The sequence below is a fragment of the Parabacteroides goldsteinii DSM 19448 = WAL 12034 genome (genome assembly GCF_000969835.1).
Taxonomy (GTDB): Bacteria; Bacteroidota; Bacteroidia; order Bacteroidales; family Tannerellaceae; genus Parabacteroides; species Parabacteroides goldsteinii.
Genome location: NZ_KQ033913.1, coordinates 291,296 through 302,763, shown reverse-complemented (window position 1 = coordinate 302,763; position 11,468 = coordinate 291,296). Strand labels below are relative to the sequence as shown.

Annotated in this window: 6 protein-coding genes; all 6 read left to right on the top strand. The window is 37.5% G+C overall.

Annotated elements, in window-relative coordinates; translation table 11 throughout:
- Nucleotides 1–11: 11 nt before the first annotated feature.
- The 6 genes from HMPREF1535_RS14315 (at nucleotide 12) to HMPREF1535_RS14290 (ending at nucleotide 11,416) form a co-directional block, all read left to right on the top strand.
- Nucleotides 12–1,478 (top strand): SusD/RagB family nutrient-binding outer membrane lipoprotein, encoded by a 1,467-nt coding sequence (locus HMPREF1535_RS14315; RefSeq protein WP_010799999.1) that lies wholly within the window; start codon nucleotides 12–14, stop codon nucleotides 1,476–1,478.
- Nucleotides 1,479–1,621: 143 nt separating this feature from the next.
- Nucleotides 1,622–2,833: an ATP-binding protein gene (locus HMPREF1535_RS14310; RefSeq protein ID WP_010800000.1), complete on the top strand. Its 1,212-nt coding sequence runs from the start codon at nucleotides 1,622–1,624 to the stop codon at nucleotides 2,831–2,833.
- A gap of 260 nt (nucleotides 2,834–3,093) precedes the next feature.
- A complete protein-coding gene (locus HMPREF1535_RS14305; RefSeq protein WP_082207542.1) occupies nucleotides 3,094–6,024 on the top strand; it encodes a SusC/RagA family TonB-linked outer membrane protein in 2,931 nt (976 codons plus the stop codon).
- 32 nt (nucleotides 6,025–6,056) lie between these two features.
- Complete coding sequence (locus HMPREF1535_RS14300) at nucleotides 6,057–7,604, top strand: RagB/SusD family nutrient uptake outer membrane protein (RefSeq protein ID WP_010800002.1); 1,548 nt, start codon at nucleotides 6,057–6,059, stop codon at nucleotides 7,602–7,604.
- 30 nt (nucleotides 7,605–7,634) lie between these two features.
- Nucleotides 7,635–8,420, top strand: a complete 786-nt coding sequence (locus tag HMPREF1535_RS14295) for a hypothetical protein (protein ID WP_010800003.1) — start codon at nucleotides 7,635–7,637, stop codon at nucleotides 8,418–8,420.
- 107 nt (nucleotides 8,421–8,527) lie between these two features.
- Nucleotides 8,528–11,416: a M16 family metallopeptidase gene (locus tag HMPREF1535_RS14290; RefSeq protein ID WP_046146659.1), complete on the top strand. Its 2,889-nt coding sequence runs from the start codon at nucleotides 8,528–8,530 to the stop codon at nucleotides 11,414–11,416.
- Nucleotides 11,417–11,468 lie beyond the last annotated feature (52 nt).

The window sequence follows — 11,468 nt, the reverse complement described above, 5'->3', positions numbered from 1 at the left end:
CAGTAAATAAAATGAAAAATCTAATAAATATATATATACTTCTATTGCTGGTTGTTTGCAGTACACTCAGCAGTTGCAGTGATTGGTTAGATGTAAACAATAATCCGAATACAGCAGAGAAAGTGGAAGCAGGGTATTTGTTCAACTATGCTGCTGTTAACTGGTCCGGTAATCGTATTGGAGGTGACTCTTACATTCCTTTCTCACAATCCATTCAGTCGCAAGCTGACGGAGGTGACAATTATGGTGGTTGGGGCGAAGCTTATTATGTTATCAGCACGTATAGCTTAGGAAACACATGGGTTAGTTACTATTCCGTATGTGGTAACAACCTTCAATTGGCCATACAACAAGCACAAAATAGTGTTCCGGAAAATAAAAATGCAGAAGCACAGTGTTTAATACTGTTAGCTATGCAGGTTTATGAAACAACTATGATATATGGAGATGTACCTTTCTCTGAAGCATGGAAAAAAGAAATTAAATATCCGAAATTCGATGATCAGAAAGATGTCTTAAATGGGGTTATTGATATGCTGGACCAGGCACTGGCAATGATTGATATCAATGATAAAAACTGCATTGACGAATATGACCCTTATTTTAAGGGAGATATGTCCAAATGGATAGCGATTGCTAATTCTTTTAAATTCCGTACATTAATGGTTATGGTGGATGCAGATCCCAGCAAAGCCGATGATATCAAAAAGATGATGGATGAAAAGAAAATGATCACTTCTGCAGCAGGAAATATGGAATTCCAATATTCCGAAACAGCAGGAAATGAAAATCCTAAATATGGAATTCTGGCAAAGTATACCGGAGGTATCAATACTATGTTTTTTGCACATAACAATGTATTTAAACCAATGGAAAAATACGCAGACTCACGTATTCCACGCTATTTCGATCCGGGACATGATGGTGTATTCAGAGCTCTTGACACCCGTCAGGATGCAGAAGATGACGAAGACGGAAATATTTACTCATCAGCTATCAGTTCCTATCTATATAGAAAAGATTGTCCGGATGTTCTTTATTCCTATCAGGAACAATTACTTTTGGAATCAGAAGTGTATGCCCGTGGTATCGGTGTAACTAAAGATTTGGCTAAAGCGAATGAATTATTCCAGGCTGGTGTGCAGGCGGCATGTAACTATTATAAAGCAGATACAGAAGCAACAAAAACATTTTTATCTAAATTACCAGATTTGTCTAAATTATCAGAAAGTGAAGCTCTTTACGAAATTCATATGCAACAGTGGATTGATTTGATGGACAGACCTCTTGAAGCATTTGTTCAATGGCGTCGTTCCGGTACACAAGGCAATGAAGTTCCTGCTCTGACTGTACCAGCAGAAGCATCATCTAAAGATTTGATTCGTCGTTGGGAATATTCTCCAGACGAATTAAGCACAAATCCGAATGCTCCAAAAGATTCACCTAAAATATGGGATGCGATGTGGTTTGATAAATAATCTATATTATAATTTAATAAAAAGCGAGGATGACTATATGACATTCTCGCTTTTTTATTTTCTGTTCAAAAGAAATCTTTTTATTCCTTATACGAAATAAAATCACTATTTTTGCAAAAAGTTTTACTTATAAGTAATAGGTCATGAAAATCCCGGAGTTTTATAAAAGAGAGTTATATCTTGATCGTATCAAGCCATTTGTAAATACGCAGATGATAAAGGTGCTGACCGGACAACGTCGTGTCGGGAAGAGTTTTCTTATATTCCAGTTAATGGACTATATACGTTTGTCATATCCTTTTTCAGACTTTATTTATATCAATAAGGAATTATTCGAGTTTGATGGTTTAAAAGATTATTCTGATCTGGTAAATTATGTAACTCAAAAACGTAATAATCTGAATGATAAATGTTTCCTATTTATTGATGAAGTGCAGGATATCACAAACTTTGAGAAAGCACTACGGCATTTTTTTGCGGAAGGTAGTTATGATGTATATTGTACCGGTAGTAATGCGAACATGCTTTCCGGTGAGTTGGCTACTTATTTAAGTGGCCGTTATATTGAATTTAAAGTATACAGCCTTACTTATAACGAGTTTTTACAGTTCCACAAACTGGAAGATAGTTCTGACTCTTTTACGAAGTTCTACAAATTTGGAGGATTACCCTATCTGATCAATCTCCCTTTCAATGAGTTATTAGTATCAGATTATCTCAGAAGTATTTATGATACGATTATTCTTAAAGATGTAGTAAATAGGTACAACATCAGAAATGTCAGACAATTGCAAGACTTAACCATATATCTGGCTGATACGATAGGAAATCTGTTTTCTGCAAATAAAATAAGTGAATATCTTAAATCCCAACGTGTTGATTTACCTCCAAAGACGATATTAGAATATCTAACCTATTTAAACAATGCTTATTTTGTAAAAAGATTACGACCTGCTGATATTCAAGGAAAACGCCAGTTCCAAATCGGAGAAAAGTATTATTTTGAAGATTTGGGCATACGACACGCAATACGTCCTTTCAGACCTAACGATATAGGACAAGTATTGGAGAATATCGTTTGCCATCACCTTCTTGTCAATGGTTATAATCTTTCGGTCGGAAGAGATGGAGATAGAGAAATTGATTTTGTCGGTGAGAAAGATGGTGAAAAAATATACGTTCAGGTAGCCTACTCTGTTATGGACCCAAAAACTCATGAAAGAGAATTCGGAAATCTATTGGCTATTAAAGACAATTATCCCAAAATGGTTATTACAATGGATGAACTGGAGGGTAGTTCTTATGAAGGAATAAAACAAATTCCAATACGGAAGTTTTTACGAGAATTCAAGTAATTTTTTCTATCGATTTATATACAGGAATTAGATATTCCTATCTTTTTTAGGTAGAATTTGAGTATTAGTTTTATAATATCAAATTCTATCTATTTTTGTATATAAAAATATTAAACAACTGGTAATCAGATATTTTATAATATGTTTGTTTGATAAAAAGAGATTGAATAAGCTTATTATAGCAAAAATAACCGAATTGTCCGCTGTTTGTAAATAGCTATTAATCAGCGTGTTACAACTGACTAAGTTCTGCAAAGACTCTGGTAGTTTCTTACGTGGGTATGAAGACTCAGGAGATCGAAGTAAAATCTAATTTAAGAATCCTAATGCAGACTGATAATCAATCTCTTGATGAGGTTGTTGTAGTTGCATATGGTACTGCGAAGAAAGAATCATTTACTGGTTCTGCCGAAATCATCAAAAATGAAAAGATCGAAAAGAGAACCGTTGCTAATGTTAGTAAAGCATTAGATGGACTAGTGGCCGGTGTACAGACAACATCGGGTTCCGGACAGCCGGGGTCTGGTTCTTCTGTCGTAATTCGTGGTTTCGGTTCTATCAAAGCATCTCAAAACCCGTTGTATGTGGTAGATGGTATTCCTTATGACGGTAATATCAATGCAATCAATCCAAACGATATCGAGTCGATGACTGTATTGAAGGATGCATCTGCCGGTGCGTTGTATGGATCTCGTGGTGCAAACGGAGTTGTGATGATTACAACTAAAAAAGGTAAGGATGGTGCTTTACTTGTCAATTTGAAAGCAAATTGGGGTATTGCTTCACGTGCTATCCCCAGATATGAGACAATGGATGAAAGAGGTTATCTGGAAACGATTTTCCAATCATATAAAAATGATCAGATTGCAAGTAACGGATTATCTCCTGAAGCAGCAGGTGTTGCTGCATTAACAGCTATGGGAAGCGGAGCTAAAGCGATCTTTGGTACTAACCAGATGTATAATCCGTTTAACTTTCCTATTGCAGAACTAATTGATCCGGTTACAGGTAAGATCCGTTCTGATGCAACATTACGTTATCATGAAGATTGGATGGATGAAGCTACAGCAAACAATCCGTTACGTCAGGAATATGTATTGAACATGTCCGGTTCTCAGAATAAAACAAAATACATGTTTTCTTTAGGCTACCTGAATGAAGACGGTTTGTTGAAAACTACTAACTTTCAACGTTACACGGGTCGTATCAATGTGGATACAGAATATAAAAATTGGCTGACCGCTGGTTTGAGTACAAACTTTGCCCATACGAAGAGTAACACTTCTCAAACATCTACTTCTGCTTCATCAAATATTTTCTACTCGGCTCAATTGATGGCTCCTATTTTCCCTGTACATCAATTGGATGAAAATGGACAAATTATGTATGGCGCCGATGGTGCACCTATGTTTGATTATGGTTCAACTCGTCCCGCAGGAGCAAATGCCAATTTTAATAGCATTGCAACTTTGTTTGATGACAAATACGGAACAAACGACGATAACGTAAGTGGACGTACTTATATCAGTTTGGGTGATTTGAAAGACGGTCCCCTTCAAGGATTGAAATTGACAGCGAACTTCGGTTTTGATTATGTGAACCGAAATAACTTTACTTATTATAATCCTTATTTCGGAAATGCAGCCAGTGTAAAAGGTATGCTGGCCAAGTCTAACTATCGTTATTTCAGTTATACATTCAACCAATTACTGACTTATGATAGAAAGTTCAATGACAAACATCACATTGACTTTTTAGCCGGTCACGAATATTATGATTACGAAGTGAGTTCTTTGAGTGCAACCAAGTCTGGTTTCCCATTCGGAGGTATCTATGAATTAGCTGGTGCTACTACTATCACAGACGCTAGTTCTCTAAAGGATTCTTATACGATCGAATCTTATTTGTTCAGAGCAAACTATGATTATATGGACAAATATTATTTGTCGGCCAGCTTCCGTACAGATGGTTCTTCTCGTTTCAACAAAGATTATCGTTGGGGTAAATTCTGGTCGGTCGGTGCAAACTGGCGTATGAATAACGAAGCATTCCTAAGCGATGTGGACTGGTTGAATAATCTGTCAGTGAAGGCTAGCTATGGTGTTCAGGGTAATGACAACGTCGGTACATTATATGCTTGGCAATCTTTCTATGATTTAGGTTGGCCTAATGCCTCCATGAGTGGTGCATTAGTATCTTCTCTTGAAAACACGAATTTGAAGTGGGAACAAAACGGTAATCTGAACGTGGGTGTCGAAGCTAAAGTATTCGATCGTTTCTCAGCATCTATCGAATGGTACAACCGTAAAACAACGGATATGTTGCTCGATTACCCGATGGCTTCTTCTTTAGGATTCGACAGTTATTTGAAAAATATCGGTAGCATGCGCAACACCGGTTGGGATATTACGTTAAACGGTCGTTTGGTCAACACGAATGATTTTACCTGGGACCTGACCTTGATGGGATCGACTATCAAGAATAAAGTATTGCATTTGGCTGATAAACCAGAAATCATTAGCGGAAACTATATTATAAAGGAAGGTGAAACGATTAACTCATTCTATACAGCAAAATCTGCCGGAGTAGATCCCGCGACAGGTAGCCAATTGTATTGGGTTTGGGATACGGATGAAAATGGCAATCCGGGAGAACCTTACATCTCTTCCAATATAAACAAAGCTACAGCTTCTAAACAGATTATGGGTAGCCGTATTCCGAATTTGTACGGATCATTCACAAACGATTTCAAATATAAAGGTTTCGATTTAAGCATCATGTGTACTTATTCGATCGGTGGTAAAGTGTTGGATAGCGTATATAATACCTTTATGTATGGAAACTATGTCGGACAAGCCAAACATAAAAACCTGGAAAGGGCATGGAAACAGCCGGGAGATATTACCGACGTACCTAAAATTGAAATTGGTAAAGCGTATCCTATCACAGACGCCGATTTGATCAATGCTTCTTATTTGGCGATTAAAAATATCACATTAGGTTATTCTTTGCCGACCAGATTGACAAAGGGAATGTTCATGAAAGAGATACGCTTCACGGCTACAGCCGATAATCTGGTGTTATTCTCTCATTTGAAAGGTATGGACCCGCAATATAACTTCAGCGGTGGTACTACATTTGTTTATACACCTTCAAGAACTATTTCTTTCGGTGTAGATGTTAAATTTTAAGCAGAACCAGTAAAATATAAATACGAAAAAAAATGAAAAAAGTAATATATATATTATCTGCTGTCGGATTACTTACTTTGGGAGCATGTAACGACCAATTGGAAACAAATCCGACCGATAAAGTCAGCGGAACAATTATATTTAGCGATGCCAATGGTGCTGAAACGGCGATGAATGGTATTTATCGTGCTACTTATGTAGCTGGTTGGGGTACAGGTTGGGCTGACGAAAATCCCGGATTTGTCGGTGTCTATTTAGCTGGCGATTTGATGGGAGAAGACCACCTGATGCTTGGACAAGGACAAGGCTGGTTTTATGAAGATTACCGTTTTAATGTTCGTCAGGATTATACACATAAGCAAGGACGTCCATATCAGTTCTGGAATCTTCATTATACGCTGATCTCAAATGCCAATTACATTATCGCCCAAGCACCGGATGCCGGAGGTGATCAGAATCTTTTAAACAGCGTTGTAGGACAAGCCTATGCCATGAGAGCACTCTCTTATTTCCAATTGATCCAGTTGTATCAACAGACTTATAAAGGAAATGAATCGGCTCCCGGAGTACCTTTATATACGGAACCGACTACAAGCTCATCTGAAGGTAAACCGCGTGGTACTGTGGAAGATGTCTATAAACAGATCAATTCAGATTTGGAAACAGCCATCTCGCTATTGAAAGATTGTGGTGTTGAACAAAAACATCCATCTCATATCGACTATTATGCAGCGAACGGAATCAAGGCACGTGTTTGCCTCGTTCAACAAAATTATGAAGGCGCACTAGCTGCTGCCAAAGAGGCTTTGAAAAAGCCGGGATTGCAAGCTGTTCTTCCTGTTAGTTCATTAACCGGATTTAATAGTGTAAAAAATGCCGATGTATTGTGGGGTGTAGAAGTTATAGCAGATCAAAGTCAACATTTCGCCTCCTTGTTCAGTCACATGGATGCTGATGCTGAAGGAATGTATGCTTCAGGTGCAGAAAAATGTGTTTCCAGTTGGTTATACAACAATATGCCCGAGACAGATGAACGGAAATCTTGGTGGAGAGGTGACCTGAGTGAAGACGAAATAGTGAGTGGTACATCTATGTTGCCTTATTGTCAGGTAAAATTCAAGTTTGCAAATGTAACCAGCCGTACCGGTGATTATATTTATATGCGCGGAGAAGAAATGGTGCTTATCGCCGCAGAAGCAGAATGTCACTTAGGACATTATGCTGAAGCACGGAAGTTAATTTCACAATTAGGAAGCGTACGCGACAGCAATTATGCGGTTCGTTTGGCAAAATTCTCCGATTCTAATTCTTATAATCAGAATACAGTAGCTCCGCTGCAGACTCTTATGGATGAAATCTTATTCCAGCGGCGTGTGGAATTATGGGGCGAAGTAGGACGTATATTCGATTTGCAACGTTTAAAACTGGGCTTCGATCGTGATTATAGCGGCTCTAATCATACCGAATTGGTTAAGAATGTAGATACAAATGCCGGTTCCAATGCGTTCATAATGACATTGCCCCAATCGGAAATAGACGGTAATGCCAATATCAGCGCATCCGATCAGAATCCATTCTAATGACATGTTTAATAATTAAGCAATAGAAATATGAAATCAAATATATTCAAATCGTTATCCTTGCTGATTCTAATGGCAATGGCATTCGTTGGTTGTTCAGAGCATGATGGTGTCGTTTACAGTGGAGACAGTGCAGTTTATGCTTTTGCCGGAGCTACACAGAAAGTCGAAATGTTAGCAACGGATGGAAACAAGATCGTTGTTCCTGTCTATCGCGGAACAACACAGGGAACTTCTACTCTTGAACTGACCTTTACTCCTGCCGAAGGAACTGAAGAGTTGTTTACATTGGAAAATCCAACTCTGACGTTCGAAGATGGAAAATCTGTTGCAGAAGCAGTTATTACTTATAAAGATATCAATTTATTGGGAGTAACAGACCAATATGTTTTAACTTTAGGATTTGATGAAGCTAAAGCCTCTCCTACTAACGTTAATTCTATCACGGTAAAAGCTCAACGCAAGTTAACCTTTAATTCAATAGGTACAGGAACGTTCACATCCAATATTTTCGGAGAATCCTGGCCACAGGTTATTGAGAAAGCTGTTGAAGCAGATGTATATCGGTTACCGGATTGTTATGTGGAAGGTTATCCCATCATCTTCTCAACAGATGCAAATGGAGAAATAGATAATATTGCAATACAAGAAACAGGATATAAAGATGATACTTACGGTATGACTTCTTTGTATTGTACCGGTACAGAAAAAGTTGGAAATAAATATAATATTTCGGCATTCTTTGTTGTCTACTTAAATGGAAAGTTAGCTCAATATACCAATGAAGCTGTTGAAATACTGGAATTTCCGGAATAACATATAACATACATTAATATGAAAAAGATACTGTTTTATTCTACTTAAGTAAGACAGTATCTTTTTTGTTTTCTATTGAATCAACAACATTTATAAACTTGATACAAATGAGAAAATTCTATTCATTAGTTTTACTGATAATCGCTGTAGCCTCTTCTCTCACGGTTTCAGCACAAGGTTTGAAAGGTTTTAAACTTAAAAACGGACTTTCTGTATATATATGGGAAGATAGTACGAAAAATGATGTGTTTGGTTTAGTCGGAGTAAAAGTTGGTGCGGTAAATGATCCGGAAGACTTAACAGGACTGGCACATTACCTGGAACACATGATGTTTAAAGGTACCCAATCGATCAGTTCTTTGAATTGGGAAAAAGAAAAACCTCTATATGAGCAAATCATTACCAAATATGATGAAATGGCCAATGAGCCAGATCCTGTAAAAAAAGAAGCTATCTCACTTGAGATTAATAAACTGACAGTAGAAGCTGCCCAATATACGGCCCCAAATGAATTTGCAGAACTGACTGAAAATATGGGAGGTAAAATGCTGAATGCAATGACCGGATATGATGAGACAATGTATTTTAGTTCGTTTCCTCCCTCACAACTATATAAGTGGCTCGATCTGAATTCAGAACGTTTTATCAATCCGGTTTTCCGTGCATTCCAGCCAGAATTGGAAACCGTTTATGAAGAATTTAACAGAAGTCAGGATATGCAAGGATCATTACAGCAGGATTTTATGTTGAAACATATTTTTCCCGGTCATCCCTATTCCAGGTCAGTATTAGGTTTACAGGAACACTTAAAGAATCCTCGTTTAGGAGGTTTGGTAGACTTCTATAATAATTGGTATGTCCCGGAAAATATGGTTTTAATTCTGGTCGGAAATGTCAAACTTAAAGAAGCAATGGGATTAATCAATGACCGTTTCGGCCGTTTAGAAGCTCAAAAAAGTCCGGAACGAAAAAGCTATCCGGAGATGGAGATCAAAGGTCGCACTGAATATAGTGCTAAAATGGGAGATTTTCCAACTTTAAGATTAGCTTTTAAAGGTGTTCCGACAGGACATACAGACGAACTGGCTCTTACTATTTGCGTAAATATGTTATCCAACCGCAATCGTACCGGGCTACTGGATAAATTATCTTTGTCCGGAGATGTTCTGGGAGCAGATGCAGGCCTGATCAATTTTAAAGAACAAGGTCGTATATTAATACTCGGAATCCCTTATTACGATGTGAACCAGCGTCGTTTTGAATCAATAAAATCACTCGAGAAAATGTTGCTTGCAGAAATCTCTAAAATACAGAAAGGAGAATTTGATGAAGAATTATTTAACTCTGTCAAAGCTACTCTCATTCGTGATTTTGATCTTTCTTTCGAATCTTCCTATAATAAAGCGCAAAAAATATTATCTACATTCATTTGCAATGAAGACATTAGTAATGTATTGAATTATAAGGAAAAAGTAAAAACAATCAGTATAGATCAGGTAAAGGCGATTGCGAATAAATATTTCAATAAAAATTATATTGCCTTGAACTATCAACCGGGAAAAGCACCTAAAGCTGAAAAGTTATCCAAGCCCAAATATGACCCGATCAATCCGGAACGCGGAGTGATATCACAATATGCTGAAAAATTCCGTAAGCTACCGGTTCGTAAAGTTGATCCGGTTTATGAAAAGTTCGATGCTGTCCAGGTCAAGAAAGTCAATGAACGCTCTCGGCTATTCTATACACAAAATAAAGAAAATGCTATTTTTACACTGACTTTGAAATATGGAGTCGGAACTCATGAAATGCCACAGTTGCAATATGCCGTCGATTTGATGAACAATGCCGGTATTATGGGAGCTTATGAACCGCAAGCGTTAAAGCAGGAGTTCAATGCCCTAGGCGCAGTTTGTAATTTTGGTGTAGATGACAATTACCTTTATGTCTCTATGTCTGGTTACGAAGAAAATCTTGAAGCTTCCTGTAATTTGCTGACTCGTCAGATCCTTATGCCCAAACTTGATGAGAAACAATTAAATAATATGATTGGTTCTGCTTATCAGATGCGCGCTATCGAAGAAAAAAATGAAAATTTGTTGGAAGGAGCCTTACATGACTATTTACTGTATCAAAACAAATCCGAATATCTGGATCGTATGCCATTGGAAGATATTATCAATCTAACAATCAGCAGTCTTACAGGAGAATTCAATCGGGCCACAGATTATGAAGCAGAAATTCATTATGTGGGTTCAATGCCTTTCAATGATGTTTACGATGTTTTAAGCAAGAACCTTCCTTTGAAAGCTACAGAAAAGACAAGTAACTCACCTGTTGTAAAGGATCGTGTTCAATATAAAGAAAATACGATCTATTTCGTATCCGATAACGATGCATTGCAAAGCAAGATTTATTTTTATGTCGAAGGTAATCCTTTTAAGGTTGAAGATGACGTTTATTACAAAGCTTTCAACAAATATTTTGGAAGCGGATTCGGCGGATTGGTTATGCAGGAAGTTCGTGAATACCGTTCTATGGCTTATACCGCAGATGGTGGAGAAATCACGCCACCTCTGGCTAATAAAAATGCCTACTTCGAAGGATATATCGGTACCCAGGCAGATAAAACGATAGACGCAATTGATGTCTTTATGAATCTATTGACAGAAATGCCTGAATATGCAGACCGCATCAGTGGCATAAAAGATTATTTGAGGGAAGGTCTTCAAACGGCTAAACCGGATTTCCGTTCAAGAAGCCAAGTGTATGAAGCATGGAAGCGTTTGGGTTATACCGAAGATCCTGCCAAAACACAATTACCTAAAATCCAGAATTTATCATTTGAGGATGTTGTAAAATTCTATCAACAAAACGTAAAAGGCCGCCCGGTAGCTATCGGTATAATAGGCGACCCCAAACGAATTAATCTGGATGAGTTATCGAAATACGGAAAAGTCATTCGGATAAATAAGAATAAACTTTTTTCTTCCAAATAACAGAAAATCAACTAATATTACTAATAAAAAAAGCCGCTTAAAAGCGGCTTTT

Excerpts from the sequence above, each read along its gene's own strand:
- HMPREF1535_RS14290 (WP_046146659.1), top strand. The coding sequence starts at position 8,528 with ATGAGAAAATTCTATTCATTAGTTTTACTGATAATCGCTGTAGCCTCT.
- HMPREF1535_RS14295 (WP_010800003.1), top strand. The coding sequence starts at position 7,635 with ATGAAATCAAATATATTCAAATCGTTATCCTTGCTGATTCTAATGGCA.
- HMPREF1535_RS14310 (WP_010800000.1), top strand. The coding sequence starts at position 1,622 with ATGAAAATCCCGGAGTTTTATAAAAGAGAGTTATATCTTGATCGTATC.
- HMPREF1535_RS14300 (WP_010800002.1), top strand. The coding sequence starts at position 6,057 with ATGAAAAAAGTAATATATATATTATCTGCTGTCGGATTACTTACTTTG.
- HMPREF1535_RS14315 (WP_010799999.1), top strand. The coding sequence starts at position 12 with ATGAAAAATCTAATAAATATATATATACTTCTATTGCTGGTTGTTTGC.